At 29.6% G+C, this 21,905-nt stretch carries 17 protein-coding genes, 2 tRNA genes and 2 pseudogenes; 17 read left to right on the forward strand and 4 right to left on the reverse strand.

Annotation, left to right across the window (positions count from 1 at the left end):
- From A8C32_RS11580 to A8C32_RS11590, 3 genes are all read right to left on the reverse strand, one after another.
- Nucleotides 1-1,088 (reverse strand): IS4 family transposase (locus A8C32_RS11580; RefSeq protein WP_069830591.1); only part of this gene is annotated, 1,088 nt, incomplete at its 3' end.
- Nucleotides 1,089-1,249: 161 nt separating this feature from the next.
- Nucleotides 1,250-1,999: a C40 family peptidase gene (locus A8C32_RS11585; protein WP_069830592.1), complete on the reverse strand. Its 750-nt coding sequence runs from the start codon at nucleotides 1,997-1,999 to the stop codon at nucleotides 1,250-1,252.
- A gap of 15 nt (nucleotides 2,000-2,014) precedes the next feature.
- Nucleotides 2,015-3,193, reverse strand: a complete 1,179-nt coding sequence (locus A8C32_RS11590; protein ID WP_069830593.1) for an acetyl-CoA C-acyltransferase — start codon at nucleotides 3,191-3,193, stop codon at nucleotides 2,015-2,017.
- Nucleotides 3,194-3,354: 161 nt separating this feature from the next.
- Here A8C32_RS11590 and A8C32_RS11595 point away from each other — a divergent pair, with 161 nt between their 5' ends.
- The 5 genes from A8C32_RS11595 to nrdD all read left to right on the forward strand — a co-directional run bounded on the left by A8C32_RS11595 (nucleotide 3,355) and on the right by nrdD (nucleotide 8,653).
- Nucleotides 3,355-5,403: an HD family phosphohydrolase gene (locus tag A8C32_RS11595; RefSeq protein ID WP_069830594.1), complete on the forward strand. Its 2,049-nt coding sequence runs from the start codon at nucleotides 3,355-3,357 to the stop codon at nucleotides 5,401-5,403.
- 96 nt (nucleotides 5,404-5,499) lie between these two features.
- A tRNA-Ser gene (locus tag A8C32_RS11600) sits at nucleotides 5,500-5,588 on the forward strand.
- Nucleotides 5,589-5,628: 40 nt separating this feature from the next.
- Nucleotides 5,629-5,703 (forward strand) — tRNA-Pro (locus A8C32_RS11605).
- 629 nt (nucleotides 5,704-6,332) lie between these two features.
- Complete coding sequence (gene nrdG / locus A8C32_RS11610; protein WP_069830595.1) at nucleotides 6,333-6,782, forward strand: anaerobic ribonucleoside-triphosphate reductase activating protein; 450 nt, start codon at nucleotides 6,333-6,335, stop codon at nucleotides 6,780-6,782.
- Nucleotides 6,783-6,787: 5 nt separating this feature from the next.
- Entirely contained in the window at nucleotides 6,788-8,653 is a 1,866-nt protein-coding gene (nrdD, locus tag A8C32_RS11615; protein ID WP_069830596.1) for an anaerobic ribonucleoside-triphosphate reductase, read from the forward strand.
- Nucleotides 8,654-8,795: 142 nt separating this feature from the next.
- On the opposite strand, the gene A8C32_RS11620 is transcribed toward nrdD, so the two are convergent.
- Entirely contained in the window at nucleotides 8,796-9,251 is a 456-nt protein-coding gene (locus A8C32_RS11620; protein WP_069830597.1) for an RrF2 family transcriptional regulator, read from the reverse strand.
- Between the two features lie 95 nt (nucleotides 9,252-9,346).
- Here A8C32_RS11620 and nadA point away from each other — a divergent pair.
- The 12 genes and pseudogenes from nadA (at nucleotide 9,347) to A8C32_RS11660 (ending at nucleotide 21,737) form a co-directional block, all read left to right on the forward strand.
- Nucleotides 9,347-10,272 (forward strand): annotated as a pseudogene (nadA, locus tag A8C32_RS11625) (quinolinate synthase NadA).
- A gap of 1 nt (nucleotide 10,273) precedes the next feature.
- Nucleotides 10,274-11,379 (forward strand): annotated as a pseudogene (locus A8C32_RS11630) (L-aspartate oxidase); the annotation flags it as partial.
- A gap of 219 nt (nucleotides 11,380-11,598) precedes the next feature.
- Nucleotides 11,599-11,823, forward strand: a complete 225-nt coding sequence (locus A8C32_RS21365) for a hypothetical protein (RefSeq protein WP_349267246.1) — start codon at nucleotides 11,599-11,601, stop codon at nucleotides 11,821-11,823.
- Nucleotides 11,824-12,218: 395 nt separating this feature from the next.
- Nucleotides 12,219-12,371 (forward strand): hypothetical protein, encoded by a 153-nt coding sequence (locus A8C32_RS20670; RefSeq protein WP_165605833.1) that lies wholly within the window; start codon nucleotides 12,219-12,221, stop codon nucleotides 12,369-12,371.
- A 61-nt stretch (nucleotides 12,372-12,432) separates the two neighbouring features.
- Nucleotides 12,433-12,636, forward strand: coding sequence for a serine hydrolase (locus tag A8C32_RS21580; protein ID WP_489884315.1), 204 nt, complete (start codon nucleotides 12,433-12,435; stop codon nucleotides 12,634-12,636).
- Nucleotides 12,539-13,042 carry a serine hydrolase gene (locus tag A8C32_RS21485; protein ID WP_240491735.1) on the forward strand — a complete coding sequence of 168 codons (504 nt, stop codon included), beginning with the start codon at nucleotides 12,539-12,541 and terminating at the stop codon, nucleotides 13,040-13,042. The genes A8C32_RS21580 and A8C32_RS21485 overlap by 98 nt, the downstream gene beginning before the upstream one ends.
- 56 nt (nucleotides 13,043-13,098) lie before the next feature.
- The gene (locus tag A8C32_RS21585; RefSeq protein ID WP_489884316.1) at nucleotides 13,099-13,203 is read left to right on the forward strand and encodes a hypothetical protein; all 105 of its coding nucleotides are present in this window, start codon (nucleotides 13,099-13,101) and stop codon (nucleotides 13,201-13,203) included.
- A 393-nt stretch (nucleotides 13,204-13,596) separates the two neighbouring features.
- Nucleotides 13,597-13,881: a hypothetical protein gene (locus A8C32_RS20935; protein WP_069830598.1), complete on the forward strand. Its 285-nt coding sequence runs from the start codon at nucleotides 13,597-13,599 to the stop codon at nucleotides 13,879-13,881.
- A 2-nt stretch (nucleotides 13,882-13,883) separates the two neighbouring features.
- Nucleotides 13,884-14,129 (forward strand): MBL fold metallo-hydrolase, encoded by a 246-nt coding sequence (locus A8C32_RS20940; RefSeq protein ID WP_069830599.1) that lies wholly within the window; start codon nucleotides 13,884-13,886, stop codon nucleotides 14,127-14,129.
- 815 nt (nucleotides 14,130-14,944) lie between these two features.
- Nucleotides 14,945-16,219: a T9SS type A sorting domain-containing protein gene (locus A8C32_RS11650; RefSeq protein WP_069830600.1), complete on the forward strand. Its 1,275-nt coding sequence runs from the start codon at nucleotides 14,945-14,947 to the stop codon at nucleotides 16,217-16,219.
- A 349-nt stretch (nucleotides 16,220-16,568) separates the two neighbouring features.
- Nucleotides 16,569-17,159: an alpha-ketoglutarate-dependent dioxygenase AlkB family protein gene (locus A8C32_RS11655; protein ID WP_069830601.1), complete on the forward strand. Its 591-nt coding sequence runs from the start codon at nucleotides 16,569-16,571 to the stop codon at nucleotides 17,157-17,159.
- A gap of 453 nt (nucleotides 17,160-17,612) precedes the next feature.
- On the forward strand, nucleotides 17,613-21,737 hold the full coding sequence (locus A8C32_RS11660; protein ID WP_069830602.1) for a hybrid sensor histidine kinase/response regulator transcription factor: 4,125 nt from the start codon (nucleotides 17,613-17,615) through the stop codon (nucleotides 21,735-21,737).
- Nucleotides 21,738-21,905 lie beyond the last annotated feature (168 nt).

The raw sequence follows: 21,905 nt of genomic DNA on the forward strand, positions 1-21,905 counted from the left end.
TAGATTAAGATTAACATGGCTACGATTAAGGTCATGTATAGCATAACCTCTATTCCATTTTTATTTAATGACACTAAATGATTTACATTGATTTCTTGCTTTATAAAACGAAAAAAGACCTCAATATCCCAACGCCTTCTATAAGCTTGGGCTACTTGTTTAGCAGATAAATCAAAATCATTGGTAATGAACCAAAATTCTTTTGGATCGTCTGTTATTGTTTTCGCTATAATTAAACGAAAAGGAGTTTCTACCAACTCTTCTCTGTAATGAATATTTCCTTTTTTGTTATGGATGGCTTTTCCTGTGTAAAGTTGCACTTTACTATCTTTGATAAGAGTTAATTCTCCTAAATCTGAATCTTGAGCTTGCCTGACTAAAGATTGTAACTCTACATGTTTTCGGTTTTCCTTTGCTCTGGCAATAAAAGTAACAGCATCATCAGTAAATGAGTTCATTGTTCTTGTAGATTGAAGTGCTCTATCAATGACATAGATATTCTGATGATGTGTTTCTTGCTTTACATGATTCATTATAGCCTCGGGCAGAGCCATATCTTCACTGGAATATTCCGCCCTGGTGAACACCTCTGAATGGCAAGGCAACAAACCATCAAAAGCCATACTGTATTTAACAGATTTCTTCCCATTTTTATGGTCAATACCTTTTAATAATCTGGAAGAAGCCTCACTAACCATAGAACTATCTACATGGATTAAAAGGTGTCTTTCCTTGTTAGGGTAGGCATCGTGAAATTGCTGGTAAACACATTGGTATATTTGACAGAAGTAATCAGAGTCGATTTTGGATAACCTTTCAGAGATAGAACTTCGTCTTATGGTTTCGGATTTGTCCAAATCAAAAAGCGTTTTAAACAGAAAATCATTAAAAGTATCTTCTAAAGTGCGCTGGCTTAGTTTTTCATTCTCTACAATACCATAAAGAAGCAAATAGAACATTTTTTTACCATGAAGAACCTTGGTGTAGTAATCGACTTTTGTAGTTAATGATAATTTGGACAAAAGCGCTTCTGGTATAACACCTAATAATTGACTTACAGAAATTTTGTGATCTTTAAATACTGACATAATATATTGATTATCAGGTAATAAGATACGAAAAATACATCGCAAAAACAAAGTAATCAACTGAGAATCAAACAATTAAAACTAAAATATTGCCCAACATAAAATAAAAAGTCGGAAGATTTTTTCTTCCGACCATGACTGCTATTAGCGGCTTTTTTTATTTATATCACTTTTTTAATAACGCGTAATTTATGTGTATGTGTGTTTGTGTCTACATTATATATTCCTGAATGGTCTAGCCTATCTATTCTAACTTTGCCGTGGGCATGTATAATGTAATTATCTTTCATAATGAGACCAACATGAATAATAGCGCCTTCATTATTATCAAAAAAAGCTAAATCTCCAGGTTCACTTTCTTCAATAAAACTTAAAGCTTCGCCTTGTACTGCTTGTTGAGAAGCGTCACGTAATAATTTATAGCCATTAAGTTTGTAAACCATTTGTGTGAAACCTGAACAATCTATGCCAAAAGGCGTTTTTCCTCCCCACAAATAAGGCGTGTTTAAATATAAAAATGCGGTTTGTATAAGGTTTTCTTTAGTTCTTTTCTTTTTAATAAAATCACCATCATATTTGTGATTTAAAAGTGATATTCCGTTTAAAGAAGAACCTAGTAAAATGGGATATAATTGTTCATTATTATCTTGAATAAATTCTACTAAATCTAGAGAAAGTTTAGGAGTTTCTTTATGTAAAGATTTGTATTGGTTTTCATTTATTTCAAAATATTGTTTATTGTCTACCCAACCTTCGTAGGAGTCAAAAGCAATTCTAATTTTACTCCAGTTTTTGCGTTGTTCTAAAATTTTAAAAATATCTCCATAAAGTACTTGTGATACAAGTTCACTAGTGTCTGTAGGTTCATTTCTAAGGGGAACAATGCTTAAATTACAAATTCCGTATTGCATTAAATATAAATAAGCTTAATTGCGTTCTATAATAATTGATGAAGCACCACCACCTCCATTACAGATTGCAGCAGCACCTATTTTAGCATCGTTTTGTTCTAATACATTTAATAAAGTGATTATAATTCTAACACCAGAGCATCCTAATGGATGCCCAAGCGATACAGCTCCTCCATTTACATTTACATTAGTATCGTTTAATCCTAGAATTTTCATATTGGCTAAGCCAACTACAGAGAAAGCTTCATTAAATTCGAAATAATCAACATCATTTATAGTTATTCCTGCTTTACTTAAGGCTTTTGGTAATGCTTTAGCAGGAGCGGTTGTAAACCATTCTGGTTCATGTGCAGCATCTGCATAACCTTTTATTGAAGCTAAAGGTTTTAATCCTAGCTCATCAGCCTTTTCTTTACTCATTAAAACAACAGCACCAGCACCATCATTTATGGTAGAAGCATTTGCAGCAGTAACTGTGCCATCTTTTGTAAAAGCAGGTCTTAATTGAGGGATTTTTTCTATTGTAACATTACTAAATTCTTCATCTTTAGAAACTATAATAGTTTCACCACGTCTTTGCTTAACTTCAACAGGAACAACTTCATTATTAAATTTACCAGCTTCCCATGCTGCTTGAGAACGTTTGTAAGATTGAATCGCATATGTATCTTGATCTTCTCTAGAAAAGTCATATTTAGAAGCACATGCATCAGCAGAAACTCCCATAGCATTTTCATCATAAGCATCAACCAATCCATCTTTTTGCATACCATCAATAAAAGAGGTAGAGCCAAATTTAGTACCCGTTCTAGCTTGTAAATAATGAGGAATTAAGCTCATGTTTTCCATGCCTCCAGCAATAACAATATTGGCGTCTCCAAGAGCAATGGTTTGAGCAGCTTGCATAACGGCTTTCATTCCAGATGCACAAACTTTATTTATTGTAGTGCAGGGTACAGTAGTTGGTATGCCTGCATAAATAGAAGCTTGTCTAGCAGGTGCTTGACCTGTTCCAGCTTGTACAACGTTCCCCATTAAAACTTCATCAATTAACTCTGGTTTTAAATTTATTTTATCTAAGGCTCCTTTAATGGCTATAGCCCCTAGTTTAGGAGCAGGGATAGTTGATAAAGCACCTAAAAAACTACCTATTGGTGTTCTTGCTGCAGAAACAATGACTACTTCTTTATTCATTGATCTAATTTTTAAGTTTAGTACTTGCGAAAATAACGATTTTTTAATAGAAATTTGAATGATTCGCTCATTATAAAAAATGGTAAACGCTTATAATTTTATTACATTTGATTTCATTATTCCTTTAAATGTAACCATTATAAAGTATCAATAAACAGAGTATGAAAGATTTCATAAATAGATTGTATAGAAACCATTCCTTAATTTATAAAGGTTTACTGTTTATTTGTACTACGGTTTTAATTGTGTATTTGTTTCCTAAAAGTGGAAAGTTTAAATACAGTTTTGAAAAAGGCAAACCTTGGCAATCGGAAAATTTATATGCACCGTTTGATTTTGCAGTAAAAAAAACAGAATCTGAAATTGATATAGAAAAGCAGACTCTCATTAATAATGCGGTACTATACTTTGATTTAGATAATACAGTTGAAAGTAAAGTAAAAAGTATTTTCAAAAATAAATTAAAAAATGATCTATCAGGATCTTTTTCTAGTATTAAGCCAAGTGTTTTAAATATTGTTGGAAAAGAAATTATTTCAGAATTATATGCCTTTGGAATTTTAAGCGAAAATTATACTTTCCCCTCCGATAAAATTATTGCTATACTTGATGGTAGAGAAAAAAAATATGATGGTTTTTTTTCAAACCTTGTAGAACAGGGTGAGATTACGCCTATAATTGATAAGGTACTAGTTAAACATGGTTTAACCAGTTTTAAAACAAATTTTGTGGCGTTGTTTTTTGATTTTATAGAGCCTAATGTAGTATTAAATAAATCTTTTACAGATAAGGTATTGCAGGATGAGTTAGCAAAAATTGTATATACGAGAGGAAGTATTGAGAAAGGAACCCTAATAGTTTCCAAAGGAGAAGTTGTTGAAGGCGATAAATATCAAGCTTTAAAATCTTTACAGTCTGAATATGAATCTCAAGTTTGGAGTGAAGCTAGTTATAATTGGGTATTGTTTGCCTATGCACTACTGGTAGCTTTAGTATTATTGATGCTACTTTTGTTTTTAAGAAAATATAGAGAAACAGTTTTTGAGAATAATACTAAGGTTACTTTTATTTTCTTTAATATTTCATTAATGATATTTATTACAACTTTGGTTGTAAATTATGATTCTAAATACATTTATATTGTACCAATTTGTATTTTACCCTTGGTATTTAAAGCTTTTTTTGATGCTAGGTTGGGGCTTTTTACACATGTACTTACAGTTTTGTTATTAGGGTTTATTGTTCCAAATAGTTATGAGTATTTGTTTTTACAAATTATAGCAGGTATTGTAACTATATTGACCGTTTCAGAATTATATAAGCGTGCTAATTTATTTATATCCGTTGGGCAAATAACATTTATATATATTGTAGCTTATTTTGCTTTTTTCGTTATTCATGAGGGGAGTGTAGAAACCATTAAATGGCAAACTTTTATATGGTTTGTTTTATGTGGATTGGCTACTTTATTTGTACAACCTTTAATATATGTATATGAAAAGCTTTTTGGGTTGGTTTCAGATGTATCTTTATTAGAATTATCTGATACTAATTCAAAGCTACTTAAAGAATTATCAAATAAAGCTCCAGGAACGTTTCATCATTCCTTAAATGTTGCTAACCTAGCAGAAGCTTCAGCAAATGAAATAGGAGCAAACGCTATGCTAACTAGAGTAGGGGCTTTATATCATGATATTGGTAAGATGAAAAATCCAACATTTTTTACCGAAAATCAATCCACAGGTATAAATCCACATGACGAATTGTCCTCTAAAGAAAGTGCTAGAATAATTACAGATCATGTTATTAATGGTATTGAAATAGCTAGAAAGAATAATTTGCCCGATCGTGTTATTGACTTTATAAGAACACACCATGGTACTAGTATTGTTTATTATTTCTATATGAAAGAAAAAAAAGACCTTATTGAAGTCGATAAAAAAGATTTTAGCTATCCAGGACCTAAGCCCTTTAGTAAAGAAACAGCTATTTTAATGATGTGTGATAGTATTGAAGCAGCTTCAAAAAGCTTGAAAGAACCAACGTCGACTAAAATAGATGCTTTTGTTGAAAATATCATAAATAAGCAAGTAAAAGAAGGTCAGTTTTTAAATGCTAATATAACTTTTAAAGAAATTGAATCTATTAAAAAAGTGCTAAAGCGCAAGCTTGCAAATATTTACCATTTACGGATAGAATATCCAGAATAATTTTTTAAAAAAAGTGAATAAAATACTTGTGTGCTTTAAGATGAAAAGTTACATTTGCACCGCATTTAACAACAAATGCTAGTTCTTAAAAATAACGGAGAGGTGCCTGAGTGGCCGAAAGGAGCGGTTTGCTAAATCGTCGTAGGTGGAAACACTTACCCAGGGTTCGAATCCCTGTCTCTCCGCAAATTATTATATTTTTAAATATAATATAGATAACCAATTCGGGGTGTAGCGTAGCCCGGTTATCGCGCCGCGTTTGGGACGCGGAGGTCGCAGGTTCGAATCCTGCCACCCCGACTTAGTTAAAAACCTGTAAATTAATAATTTACAGGTTTTTTGATTTTATAGAATTCATTCCGTTTATATTGCTTAATCTGTAAGTAGCTGTTTTTTATTTTTTTATAGTTCAGTACAAAAAATTTTAGAATAATTAAAAATGACTGAACTATAGAATCAAAAATTCGAATGCCCTCAGACACTTTATTTGCAGTAGCCCATTTATTACTTCCCGAAGTTTTTGTTCAGTATTTTGATATGACAAATATGAAATAAAAGGAGAAGAACTACATTTTTACTTTACAGAACTAAATACAGTTCCTGAAGAATTTAAACAGGACAATCTACATTAAAAAGACGGATCAAGTCAAAAATTTGGGAAGAATGATTATTCATTCCTTTTCCAGTAGCTTCTTAGGGTGTCCATAATTGGTAGAAACTATTATGTTTGTTATAGCTACTAATTATTTTATCTATTTCGTGTTTATTAAAAACACTTTGTAAAATATGAGCTATTAAGTAGCTTCTAAAACAATACAAGTTAATACTTGTTAATAAGATGTTTAATAACTCATTTTAATCAATTTAAAAAAGTTACAAAATACTTTTATTTTTATAAAATAATATAAGATCTTTTTATCTTTTAATGAATGTATTACTATAATTTTGAAGTTGTACTTCAAGAAGTTCCAGGAGAAATAAGTTTATGTTTTTCAATATCAGGATGTCCACTTCGATGCCAAGGATGCCATTCTCCTTTTTTATGGAAAGAAGGTGTGGGGGATTTGCTAAATAAAAATGCATTTGAAGAGATCCTTAATGTGTATAATAATCTAGCTACTTGTGTCCTTTTTATGGGAGGAGAATGGTATGAAAAAGAATTAATAGAATTATTAAAACTGGCTAAACTTAAAAATTTTAAGACTTGTCTTTATACAGGTAAAGAAGAAGTGGCTCTCGCTATTTTAAGAGAACTTACTTGGATTAAAACAGGTAAATGGGAACAGGTTTTAGGAGGCTTAAATAGTATAACAACCAATCAAAAATTTATTGAAGTAAAAACAAATAAAAACCTTAATTATTTATTCATTAAAAACTAAACTATATGATACGACTTACCGAAAACCAAGTAAAACAAAAAATTGATTTTGTAGATCATTATATTAATTCCTCAAATGCTGCAAATGGCTCTAAAGTTGATGCGAATGCTAATGTGACTTCAAAAAATATAGCAACTTTAGAAGCAGAGATAAATAAAGATATAAATATACAGGTGAATAGAGCTTTAGTAAAGCGTAAAATAGCATCTCTTTTTGGTGATGATTTAGCTAATGAGTATACCCGACAAATAGAAACTCATGAAATATATGTGCATGATGAAACCTCCTTAAAACCTTATTGCGTTTCCATAAGTATGTATCCTTTTTTGTTTGATGGACTAACTAAGTTAGGAGGAGAAAGTAAAGCTCCAAAACATTTAGAGAGTTTTTGTGGGGAGTTTGTAAACCTTGTTTTTGCTATAAGTTCTCAATTTGCAGGGGCATTAGCAACTGTGGAATTCTTAATGTATTTCGATTATTTTGCTGTAAAAGATTATGGAGAAAATTATTTAGAGACGCATAAAAGTTTAATAGAAAATCATTTACAGCATGTCGTTTATGCTATTAACCAGCCAGCTGCAGCTAGAGGATATCAATCGGTTTTTTGGAATATTTCTTTATATGATCAGTCTTATTTTAATAGTATGTTTGGAGATTTTGTATTTCCAGATATGATAAAACCACAATGGGAAAATCTTAAAAAAATACAAGAATTTTTTATGAAATGGTTTAATATAGAGCGCAACAGAGCCATTCTCACTTTTCCTGTGGTTACAGCAGCGATGTTAGTTAAAGAAGGTAAACCGATTGATGTTGAATTTACAGATATGTGTGCTCAAGAACTAAGCGAAGGCAATTCTTTTTTTGTTTATCAATCGGAAAGTGCAGATAGTCTAGCATCTTGTTGTCGATTACGTAACGAAATAAGCGATAATACATTTAGTTATTCTTTAGGAGCTGGAGGTGTTGCAACAGGCTCTATTAATGTGATAACACTTAACATGAATCGGTTAATTCAAAAAGGAGCCAATATTATTTATGAAGTTCAAAAAATTCATAAATACCAAGTTGCTTATAGAAAACTTATAGAGGAATATGAGGTAGCAGGCTTGTTACCCTTTTATAAAGCAGGTTTTATAGCGTTAGATAAGCAGTTTTTAACTATTGGAATTAATGGTATGGTAGAAGGCGCAGAAAGTCAAGGCATATATATAGGAAATAATAGCGTGTATAAAAAGTTTGTAAATAAATATTTAAAAGCGATCTATGATGAGAATAAACGAGCAAAAAAGAAATACGGTTATATGTTTAATACAGAGTTTGTGCCTGCAGAAAACTTAGGTGTAAAAAATGCAAAATGGGATAGAGCAGATGGTTTATTTGTTCCAAGAGCATGTTATAACTCTTATTTTTATAAAGTTGAAGACCAACAAACAAATACTTTAGATAAAATTATACTACATGGGAAAGACATTATAAAATATCTTGATGGTGGTTCTGCACTTCACCTTAACTTAGAAGAAGCTCCCAATAAATCTGGTTTTGTCAAGCTTTTACATGCTACAGCTAGTGCTGGATGTAATTATTTTTGCTTTAATATAAGAATAACTATTTGTAATGACTGTGAGCATATAGACAAGAAATCACTTCACAGTTGTAGTGCTTGTGGCTCTAATAATATAGATTATGCTACACGTGTTATAGGGTATTTAAAACGTGTATCTAGTTTTAGTTCTGGACGCCAAAGTGAGCATCAATTAAGACATTATCATATTAAGCAACCAATAAACAATTTAGTAAAGAAAAGAGCAGATATTCTAACAGTAAAACAAAAACAGAATGGAAGTATGAAAGAAGAATGTTTAAAATAAATGGTTTGAAATTAACCAGATGATAAATATCATATGCTCTGTTGCAAGGGGCTTATATTTTTGTAAATCAAAATTAGTTTATAAAAATATGCATTAATGTAAAAGAGTATGGAAAGCATTTAGATGAAAATATGCTATAATTTTATTTTTTTAAAATGTCAAAATCTTTTAATGAAATAATTTTTTTAGATTGTTTGATATCATCTACATATTGAGAAATGGTTTTATCCCTAAAGTTCACTAAAATACGTTTTTTAAAAGGAGAGACTATAAAATGGACAGGGCAAGGGTTTTCATCTTCACACTTTGATAATCCTAAAAAACATTCATCAAATTTAGAGGTACCATCAATAATTTCAATAATATCCCAAATGGTATTTTGTTTGTTTTCATCAGATAAATAAAAACCACCATTTGGTCCTTTTGTTGATGATACAAGACGGTTTCGAGTTAATTGTTGTAATAATTTGGACAGAAAAGGCTGAGGAGTTTCTAGCTCGTCTGCAATTGTTTTAACGCTTATTTTACAGTCTTCATTTGTTTTTATAGCCAAATAAAGAATTGAACGAATAGCATATTTACAAGCATTAGTTAGCATAGATGTGTTTTGTTTTCAAACATAAGAAAAAAAGATGTTTTAATCTTAAATAAATTTTAATTAAGATTATTTGTATAAAAAAGAATACAAGTTAAATGGATTTAAAAGGAAAAATTAAAGCTCTTAAAAAAGGAAAAAATGCCATTATTCTAGCTCATTATTATCAGCCATCAGAAATACAAGAAATAGCGGATTATGTAGGAGATAGTTTAGGCTTGTCACAAAAAGCAGCAGAAACAGATGCTAATATTATTGTGTTTGCTGGTGTGCATTTATGGCAGAAACAGCAAAAATATTAAGTCCCTCTAAAACAGTTGTATTACCAGATTTAGAGGCAGGTTGTTCTTTAGCAGATTCTTGTACACCAGACGCTTTTAGTGCATTTATAGCAGAACATCCAAATCATGTTGTAATTACCTATGTTAATTGTTCAGCAGAAATTAAAGTGCTTAGTGATATTGTTTGTACTTCTTCTAACGCTTTAAAAATTGTAGAATCTATACCAAAAGAAAGGCTTATTATTTTTGCTCCAGATAGAAATCTTGGAAAATATATTAATAAAATGACAGGGAGAGATATGTTATTGTGGGAAGGAAGCTGTATTGTACATGAAGCTTTTTCTATAGATAAACTTTTAGAGTTACTTAAAAAATATCCAGATTTTAAAATAATAGCGCATCCAGAATCCGAAGAGCATATTTTAAAAACGGCAACTTATATAGGGTCGACCTCTGGCATGATAAATTATGTAAAAATGCATCCTAAAGAAAAGTTTATTGTGGCTACAGAAGTTGGAATTTTACATAAAATGAAACAAGAAGTACCTAACACAGAACTAATTCCTGCTCCAGTTTATGAAGATAACACCTGTGCATGTAGCGAATGTGGTTTTATGAGAGTGAATACACTTCAAAAATTATACGATTGTTTGCTTAATGAAGCTCCTCAAATAAATGTTCCAGAAGCTATTAGGGAAAGAGCTCTATTACCTATAAAGCGTATGTTAGAGTTATCTAAATAATATGATAGTTACAGATTATTTAGTTATAGGTTCTGGGATTTCAGGTTTAACATATTCTGCTAAGATTGCCGAAAAATTTCCTGATAAAACCATAACAATTATTACAAAAGCCATTGAAGAAGAGTCTAATACCAAATATGCACAAGGTGGTGTTGCTGTTGTATTAGATTCTGAAAAAGACTCATTTAATAAACATATTCAAGATACCTTAAAAGCAGGCGATGGATTGTGCGAAGAAGACATTGTTGAATTAGTTATTAAAGAAGGACCAAAGCGTTTGAAAGAATTAATGCAATGGGGCGCTAATTTTGATATAGGAGATAGTGGGAACCTAGATTTAGGAAAAGAAGGTGGGCATTCGGAGAGTCGTGTGGTTCATCATAAAGATATTACAGGATATGAGATAGAAAGAGCTTTGTTACACCGCGTATGCCAATTGCCCAATATTACTATTTTACCACATCATTTTGCAATAGATTTAATTACTAATCACCATTTAAATAATTTTAAACCTGAAACATTATTATGCTTTGGTGTTTACGTTTTAAACCAAAAAACAGGACATATTTTTACAATAAAGGCAAATAGTACCCTTTTAGCTTCAGGAGGTATAGGTTATATGGACATACTACAAATCCTATTATTGCAACTGGAGACGGGATAGCTATGGCTTACAGGGCTAAAGCTAAAATTAGAGATATGGAATTCATTCAGTTTCATCCTACTGCACTGTATGGAGCAAAAAAAGAATCGTCTTTTTTGATATCTGAAGCTGTAAGAGGTTTTGGAGCGTATCTACGGAATAAGGAAGGCGATCGATTTATGCTGAGCTATGATGAACGTGGTGAATTGGCTTCCAGGGATATTGTTTCTCAAAGTATTGATATCGAATTGAAAAAAACTGGAGCTTCTCATGTTTTTTTAGATTGTACACATTTAGATATAGAAGCGTTTAAATTGCATTTTCCTAATATTTACAAGACATGTTTACAACATCATATTAATATAGAAAACCATTGGATACCTGTGGTACCTGCCTCTCATTATCTGTGCGGAGGAATTGATATTGATAAAAATGGCAAAACATCAATCGTTAATTTGTTTGCTTGTGGCGAGTGTACTAGAACAGGTTTTCATGGTGCTAATAGGTTAGCTTCTAATTCATTATTAGAGGCTCTGGTGTATGCACATAATATTTTTGAATACCACGTTACTCACGAATATAAGTTGATGAATATAGAAATTCCAGATTGGAATGATGAAGGAACAAAAATGCAGAAAGAATATATTTTAATACAACATAATTTAAAACAACTTCAAGCTTTAATGAGAGATTATGTTGGAATTGTGCGTAGTAATGACCGCTTAAAAAAAGCAATAAAGCATTTAAACTTAATTTATAATGAAGTAGAAGATTTATATAAGGAATCTAAAGTTTCTACACCCTTATGCGAACTCAGAAATATGATTAATGTATCGCATTTAATTATTAGACAATCGTTAGACCGGAAAGAAAATAAAGGAGGTTATTATAACATTGATAATGTATAAAATCATATAAATTTTACTTATTAAGACATCTTAAGTTTTATAATAAAATTACTTGATAGTTTTGTTCCATAAATTAATTAAAATAAATATTATGGAACGAATTTCATATTAATACATGGAATAGGTTAATGAAAATTTATGGATTTACACCTGGGCTTTATAGGGTTTGTCAGTAAACATATTACATAGTAGCTCTAAAAAAAATAAAGGTTTAAACTTAAAAGCTTCTTTAAAATGAAGCTTTTTTTATATATTGTTTTGAAATTTAGTAGCTTATTAAAGTTTATAAGTTTCAAACAAAATGATACCCTACTTTGGTATCTCTTTTCATAGTTTTTGTTATAAATTATTTAACAGTTGTTTTGAAAGCTAAATATGTTGATTGACAATAGGTAATGGAATTTGGAAAGTATTTTACAGAAGGTTTTCCTGATAAACTTGGTTATTTTATTGGTTATAGAATTATAGAAAAATATGACAATCCCAATACGTTTAATATTATTGATTTTTTTATCAATCTCTACACAAGCATACACGCAGACAATTGAAACATTGAGACAGAACATTAAATAAATTATATCTTCAAAAAGAGCCATTGTTGGTGTTGCTATCAATGGAAATAGCGAAAAGGATTCATTAAGTATTAATAATGCAAGGCATTATCCTATGCAAAGCGTATTCAAATTTCATATCGCATTAACTATGTTAGCAGAAATTGATAAAAGGAATTTTTCATTTAACCAAAAAATCGAAATCAAAAAGAATCAACTTTTACCTAGACTTTGGAGTCCAAATAAGAAAAAAATACCCTGAAGGCGTGACACTAACAATTGCTGAAATTCTTGAGTATACAATTACTTTGAGCGATAATGTTGGTTGTGATGTATTGTTAGAACTTCTTGGCAGACCACAAGCAGTTGAAGATTATTTTAGAAGGAATAATTTCAAGAATATTTCGATTAAAATAAATGAAGAAACAATGCAAAATAATTGGGATTTACAATTTCAAAATTGGACTACGCCAAAAGAGACAAACAAAATTCTACAATCATTTTACGATAATAAAGATAGTCTGCTTTCTCAAAAAAGTTATGACTTTGTATGGCAAATGATGAAAGCAACCCAGACGGGGAAAAAACGGTTAAAAGGTCAATTACCTAAAGGAACAGTTGTTGCTCATAAAACAGGATGGTCTGGAGCTAATAAAAAACAGGAATAACAACTGCTGTAAATAATATAGGGGTTGTATTTCTGCCAAATGGTGAGCATTTTTTTATAAGCGTTTTTATAACCGAATCAAGAGAAGATTTTGATACGAATGAAAAAATCATTTCCGATATAGCAAAAGCAACTTGGGATTATTTTATGAATAGAAAATAAACGACATAATAAACCAATAATTAATATTGTCAGTATTACAGGCTTTCCAATTTTAAGGATATATAATTACAAACACAATAACAATCACAAATATTCTAATTATTGGCAGTTATACTCAAAAGTTAGTTAAACTAAGGGTGGGGTGCAATTATAAAAAATAAGATGAAATACTTAGGGCAGAAATAAAGAGCGATCGAGATGAAGATATATGTATTTTGATAAAAGTAGAAAATCATTCTTTTAATTATATATGTGAATGTGGAGAAGCTAAAAGGCTTGTTGTGAAGGAGTTTTAAAATACCAATGCTATTTTCATAATCCATATTCATATTTACCATTTTGTAAATTTTGATATCATTTTAAGATATCAAATAGGAGTTAAAAGAAAAAATTGTGATATGCGGACCAAGAGGGATTATTGAACAGGTTAAAAATAGAATTAAGAGTTATTGTTGGAATCTAATAGAAGAAGATGCAATCTCATATTTATTTAAAGCTTATGATAAGATTAAAATCGAATTGAGAGAAGGATTTAAAGTAGGAGAATGGGTTTCGGAACTAAAAAAAGCATATAAGGACAATGATGAAAATAGAATAATTAAAATTAATGATGGTGAATATTTATCAAAAGAATTATTTTATATGATCAAAATTGAACAAGGTAAAAACTTGGAATAATAATGGATCATGCTGCAAATATAGAAAACCACCAAAAAATCAAAAATAAATTCTTTGGAAGTGATGAGGTTTATATTGAGTGCTTTTATAAAGATGAAGATAAAGAGTTTGCAGAAAAAAAATATCATAGTTATACATCAATGTCTAGACAAATAATGAAAGAAAGTAAAGTTAAAAATGCAATTCCAGTACACTTTTCACGTAAATATGAAAATAGTGAAATTGAAGAATTAATAGAACAATTTTAAGAAGTAAAATAAACAATAATGTTTTATTATATCTCCCTAAAATAAAAATATTTCAATGCACAAATAAATTGTTTCGCTTTATGTCTAACTGGTGCAAGTTTCAGAATAATTTAACAAGAAACACGCTATGAAATATAAAATGGTAACAGAAAAATACTAATACAACTTAGAAATGCTTTCGATAAATTTTCTGCGCTTGAAGATTCCGAATGGGAAGAACTTAAAGAAGTAGTCATTATAAGAGTATCTCGTCCTAAAAACCGTTACAGGTTATATAGGATTAAAGTTATAAAACCTCTTAATAAACCAAGATTTGTTGAGAGATTTTCTTTTTATAGTTTTTATTATCAGAAAATAGAAATTCAGGAGACTTACTTGAATTGAATTCCGAGTTATCAATTGGAAAAAGGATTAAATAAACAAAAAATATAAACACCTTACCTTATTTGTTATTAAACCTTAGAAAGGCTTTTGTTATTATCTATGCGCTCGTAAGTTATCTTCAGAAATACACTTATTATTCAGTAAATCTTTGAGTTATGTTTGTTAATGTCAATTTCAATGCATAAATTTGATTGTAGGTTTTTTCTTATTATATAAATTGTAAGTAATATTTTCTTACTGTTTTTAGTAAAAACTAAATTCTTAAAGAGGAGATATATTTGAGAAGATCATCAATACTTAATTTGTTTTTTACAAAGTATAAAAGTAACACTGTATTAAACTAAAAACATAGCACTTTTTATATGCTGCATTCTATAAAAACTGTTAGCAAACACGAGAAGGAATATATAACTTTACTAATCCAAATTTTTATGAAAAAAATTACATTTTTAATTTTAACAATATGTTTAACTGTAAATTTCGGACAGGCTCAATGCGATTCACAAACGGTTGCTCATTATAACACGGGAGATTTTCCTTTTACGTCTACTACAGGAGTAGAAGTAACGATGGGAGGAACAAACTCTGGAACACTTGGGCCATATAGTGCTTTTGGTTGTAGTCCAGCAACGATAGAAGCAAATACGATTCGTCTTGATCCAGGAGATGAATTAATTTTAAATTTTTCAGAAGCAATTTCAAAAATAACTTTAGCAGTTGGAGTTATGAATACTTATGAAAACGGTACAATAACCACTAATAATGGAGACCCTATCCTTAGTTCAAATTGTAGTGGTGATTTAGCTATTACAGGAAATGCATTCGAACAAGTAGGTGCTTTAGCGTCTCCTGTAATAACAGTTACTATTCCTAACGGAGCAACATCCATTACAATTTCATCTTTGGCATCTACTCAAGGCGGTGGAAATGGTGTTTTTACTGTAGATGTTTTAGATTGTATAGAGGTATATATTCCTCCATGCGATTCAGAAACGGTTGCTCATTACAATATAGGAGATTTTCCATTTACATCAACTACAGGAGTAGAAGTAACGATGGGAGGAACAAATTCCGGAACACTTGGGCCATATAGTGCTTTTGGTTGTAGTCCAGCAACGATAGAAGCGAATACAATTCGCCTTGATCCAGGAGATGAATTAATTTTAAATTTTTCAGAAACAATTACAAAAATAACTTTAGCAGTTGGAGTTATGAATACTTATGAAAACGGTACAATAACCACTAATAATGGAGATCCTATCCTTAGTTCGAATTGTAATGGTGATTTGGCTATTACAGGAAATGCATTCGAACAAGTAGGTGCTTTGGCATCTCCTGTAATAACAGTTAGTATTCCTGGAGGAGCAACATCAATCACAATTTCATCTTTGGCATCCACTCAAGGTGGCGGAAACGGTGTTTTCACTGTAGATGTTTTAGATTGTATAGAACCAGGAGGAACTCTTAGTGTAGAAGAACAGTCAAACTTTAAGAATGTATTCCTTTCTCCAAACCCTTCTAATAACTTTATTAAACTTTCTGGGCTAGTGAAATCTGAAAATTATAAAGTATACGATTATTTAGGTAAAGAGTTGCTTAGAGGCTCTATTGAAAATAAAGAGAAAATAGATGTTCAAAATTTAAAGAATGGATTATATTTCATGAAGTTTCAGAATGGAAATATAATTAAATTTATAAAAAAATAAATAATTAAAAACGTTTGCTAACTTAGTAGATAACGCTCATTTTGCACTTTGTAAGATGAGCGTTATCTAGTTTTTGGCTTATTTAATAAAAAGAAAGGTGTAATTAAATTAGTTCCGTGAGGATTTATAAAAAAAACAAAGAGTTAGATATTGAAAGACAAGAAAAATGATTGATGCTTTCAATAATTTTGAATGGAAAAGATTTTCTAGTGTAGAAATTACAATAGCTAATAAGAAACAGATCTGATGAATTTTGGAACGAAGTACTAAATAAGGTTAAACAATTGCTAGAAATCAATTAGTAATTAATGCAATATTTGTACAAAAGAAGACTGTAAAAGATGTAAAGATGGACTTATTTAATTCTAATATTTTGCCTTATGATGGTGAAGTAAATTATTATGGATACATAATGAGCAATGAAAAAGCACACTATTATTTTAAAAAATTATTAGAGGATATTAAATGGAAAAACGATAAAGCTATTATTTGTGGAAAAATGATTATTACGAAGCGAAAAGTAGCTTGGTATGCAGACAAACCATTTGAATATACGTATTCTAAAACAACAAAAAAGGCTTTACCTTGGACGAAAGAACTCTTAGAGCTTAAAGAAATAGTAGAGAAACATACAGGGGAAACATTTAATTCGTGTTTACTTAATTTGTATTATAATGGAGAAGAAGGTATGGCGTGGCATAGTGATGGAGAAAAGGATTTAAAAAAGAATGGAGCAATAGGCTCCTTAAGTTTTGGAGCTGATCGAAAATTTTCTTTCAAACATAAAAACACAAAACAATCTATTTCTATCATTTTAGAAAAGGGAAGTTTACTTGTTATGAAAGGAGAGACACAAACCCATTGGTTACATCGCTTACCACCAAGTAAAAAAATAATAACACCTAGAATAAATTTGACTTTTAGAACTATTTTGAAATAGCTTAAGTTAACAGAAAATATAAAGATGAGTTCATTATTTATTAAATAAAACCTAACAAAAATTCATCAAAATTTAATCTTAACCGTTACTAGTATCAAATATACTCCTAATACAAAGTTTTGATTTACAAAGGTTTTTTTATGAACACTTTGACTAGTAATATTATAAATTACTAAACCTGATGTTTTAGTCCGTTAAAATCCCTTAGTTTGATTTTTTTGTTTAGTATAATGGGTTTAAGTTGTTGATTAATATGATTTTATATCTATATTAGATAAGAGAGTTGACCAATAAGAATTTTAAAATAAAAAATAATGAAGTATTTAGCTTTCTAAAAAAATAATAAAGTCTTAAAAATAAGAAACCTAAAGATTTTAAATTTTATATTTAAAAAGGTTATTTTTGATTGTTTTGTATAAATATGAGTTGTATTTTATTAATCAGTTAAACTTTATGTTAAAAAAAAGTATCATTATTCTTTTCTTGTTTTTATTTCAATTCTCGATTGCTCAAGAAGAAACGCTTAAATATTTTAAAAAATTTACAATTTCTGACGGATTAGCACATAATGGTGTAACATCTATGCATGAAGATTCTAGAGGGTTCCTTTGGTTTGGTACTTACGATGGGATTAATAAATATGATGGTTATGAATTTAAGACATATAAGAACACAATAGATAAAAATATTTTAACAAGTAATAGGGTTAGAGCATTAAACGAAACAGATCATGGTGATTTATGGATAGGAACAGACCATGGTGTTACAGTTTATAATTTTATAAGTGAAAAGTTTACAAAAATATATTCTAATGAAATAGAAGGAAAGGGGCATAATGGACCAATAATTCGGAAAATAATAGTTGATAAGAACAGTGACTTAATTTTTTGTGCAACACAGGATGAAGGAGTTTTAGCTTTCAAAAAAGATTATACATTTTTGGGTAAATATTTGCCTTCAAAGGAAGATTTTCCAAATAAGATTATATTTTTTAATGGTTTACAGTTGGACAAAACACATTATATATTTGCTACTTCTACTGGGTTATTGCTTTTTAATTCTAATAAAAAGGAATTTCAAGAGGTTTTAAAAGGGAAAATAAATTATGCAACTTCAATTATTGGAATTAAAGATAATACATTGTTAGTGTCCCCTTGGAAAGGAGTAACAAGTATAGAGTATAAGATTGAAAATGATACATATAGTTTTCATGTAAAAGAACGAATACTGGAATCTTATATATTTAATAGCCTTATAGTAGATGCTTTAGGTAACCTATGGTTAGGAGAATTAAATGAAGGAATAATTAAGGTAGAGAATATAGATAAAGTAAAAAACAAGGAGCCATTTAAATTAAAATTTTTTAAAGATAATCTTGGTGTATTACGTTCTAGCTCTTTTATAACATCATCTAATAATAATTGTTGGTTTGCCTCTTTTAATGAAGGAGTGTATAAATTTGATATTAACAAAAATCCATTTAAAAGCTACAGTTATAAAATGAATTATGACTATGGTCTTCGTTCTAACAGTGTTGCCCATATAACACCATTAGATAATCAAAGAGCTTATATTTCTGCCACATTAGGAGGATTAGCTTTATTTAATACAGAAACAAATAAGTTTGAACAGCTTCCTTTTAAATTACCAGCATGGACAGATCTTAAAGAAGGAGCTGTCTTTGTAGATTCAAGAAAAAATACATGGATTTATGTTGATGGAATATCATTAATATATAGAATTAAATATGGCGATGATAAATTAGAAGAGGTAGCTCTTAAAAATCTTTTAAATCCTAATACTAGAGGTTTACGATCATTTACAGAAGATAAATATGGAAATATTTGGATAGGAGCTTTTAATGAGGTCTATAAAGTTTCGTTAAGTAAATTAAATGATATTGAAAATGTAGAATTACTTAATGATAATCCATATTTTAAAGATAATAAAATAGCATTAGCTAGAAGAATTTATGCAGACCCTATTTATGATTTTATATGGATTGGAGTAGACTCAGATGGTTTATTTAGAGTAAGTAATAAAAAAAATACACCTATAGAGGATCTTGAAATCAAACAATTTGTAAATAACAAAAAGGATAAACATTCTATATCAAGCAATTTTGTATCAGCTATAGTAAGGTTACCTAATGAAGATTTATGGGTTGGTACAGAAGGAGGAGGTATATGTAAAGTTATTAATAGTAATTCCAAACCAAAGTTTATAGCCCTTACAGAAAAAAACGGATTGTCTAATAATGTGATTAAGAATATATTATATGATAGTGAATATAACTTGTGGATTCCTACAAACATTGGGTTGAATAAACTGAATACTAAAGATAATTCATTTAGAAAATTTAACGAGTCAGATGGTTTACCTTTTGAAGATTTTTGGTTTGCAGCCAAAAGATTAAACAACGGAATAATGATATTGTCTGGTTTAGATGGTTTTTGTTATTTTGACCCAAAGGAAGTTACAAATAGTGAAAAGCTCCCTCAATTACAATTTGAGAATTTTAAAATCTTTGATAAATTAATTACTCCTGGAGATACTATTAATAATAGAGTTTTATTCAAGGACAATTTAACGCAATTAGATGAAATAAAACTTAAACATAACGAGAATGTGTTTTCTTTAGATTTAACAAGCTTGCATTTTTCTAATAATAAAAACCATTTTATAAAATATAAGTTAACCCCAATAAATCAAGACTGGGTAGAAGCTCCTTCTAATCAAAAAACCATTCATTACAATGGACTTCAACCAGGCGAGTATGAGTTGAGTGTTATGGCTTCAAATTCTATAAATGAATGGACATCACCTAAACGGTTAAATATAATAATAGAGCCATCTGTTTGGAATACTAATTTGGCATATTCTATTTATGTGCTGTTAACCGTTATTTTAATTTATATGGTTATACGAGTTATTCTGAAAATTCAAACACTTAATCATAAAGTAGAAATTGAACAATTAGAAATTAACGCAGTAAAAGAAGTAAACGAAGCTAAATTACGCTTCTTTTCAAATATATCTCATGAAATAAAAACGCCATTAACACTTATCTCTGGACCTATTAATATACTGTTAGAACGATTTAAAGGAAATGCAGATATTGGAGAGAAGCTAAACTTAATGCAACGGCAATCTAAAAAAATTCAACAATTAGTAGATCAAGTTCATGATTTTAGACGTGCAGATGCCAATGCTTTAAAAATGAATTATTCCAGATTTAGTTTTAATACATTTATAGAGGAACTTACAGAAGATTTTAAGTTTTTTGCTAAAAATGATAAAAAGAATCTAGAAATAGAAAGAGAAAAATCAACAATAATTGTTTCAGCAGATAAAGATAAATTAGAAAAAATATTTAATAACCTACTTAATAATGCATTTAAATATACGCAGACTAATGACACTATTAAAATAAAATATAAAAGCGATGATAAAGATGTAATAGTTTCTGTTATTGATACTGGAAGAGGTATAGATAATATAGATTTAGCTCATATTTTCGAAAGATTTTATCAATCTCATAAAAAAGAAAATGCCCATATGAGTGGGTCAGGAATAGGACTAGCTTTTTCAAAGCGTTTAGTAGAGATGCACTATGGTTTTATTGATGCACAAAGTGAGCTAGATGTAGGTACGACTATAACGGTACGTTTACCAATAGTTAAAGAACATTTAGCTGAAGAGAAAATAGAAGAAATTGTTTTACCTGAGGAAAAAGAAATTATTATAGATAATCACTTTTTTAAAGATATTTCACCTTCAAGCATAGAGGTAACAGGAGAGTTTTCCGAATCACTTGTTTTTTATGCAGAAGATAACACAGAAATGAGAAACTATGTGTTCGATATGCTTTCTAAATTCTTTAAAGTAAAAAGTTTTAGAAATGGTAAAGAATGTTTTGAAGCTATGGCAGATGAATGGCCAGATATTGTAATAAGTGATGTCCAGATGCCAGAGTTAAATGGTTTGGATTTATGTATTCGTATAAAATCAGATTTAAAAACGAGTCATATCCCTGTAATATTGCTTACAGCATTAGCCAATATAGAAGATCACTTACAAGGAATAAGAGATGGAGCAGATGCATATATTAATAAACCATTTTATGTACAGCGTCTTGTTGCAAATATTGAAGCATTACTTATTAATAGAAAGCAATTAAGAGAGCGTTATCAAGTAGGAATCCCGTTAACAAAGGAAAATAATAAGAATAATAGAAACGATAATGCTTTTTTAGATAAGTTATATAGCTTAATGGAAGAGAATATTGATAATCAGGATTTCGACCTTAATTACTTAGCTAAAGAGCTTTATCTTAATAGAACACATTTTTATCAAAAAGTTAAGGTACTTACTAATCAGACGCCTTTTGAGCTATTAAAAATGTATAGACTAAAAAAAGCAGCAGAACTTTTGGTACAAAAAGAGTTAAGCGTAAATGAAGTTTTTGTTATGACTGGCTTTAAAAGTCGAACACACTTTGCAAAGGTTTTTAAAGAAAAATATGATGTGTCTCCAGGCAAATATGCTGCTGAAATAAAGAAAAAATACACCACTTAAGTCACTTGAAAAGTTAAAATAATAAATATACGACATATAAGGTAATATGCTTAGATGTATAGTATTATAGGGGTATTTACTGAGGCATACATATAATAAATTTTTAAGCACATTTTTTTTTAAGATAAATTGTTACTTTACCTTAAGTAACTTTATAGCGAGTAAAAT

The organism is Flavivirga aquatica (assembly GCF_001747085.1).
Lineage (GTDB): Bacteria > Bacteroidota > Bacteroidia > Flavobacteriales > Flavobacteriaceae > Algibacter_C > Algibacter_C aquatica.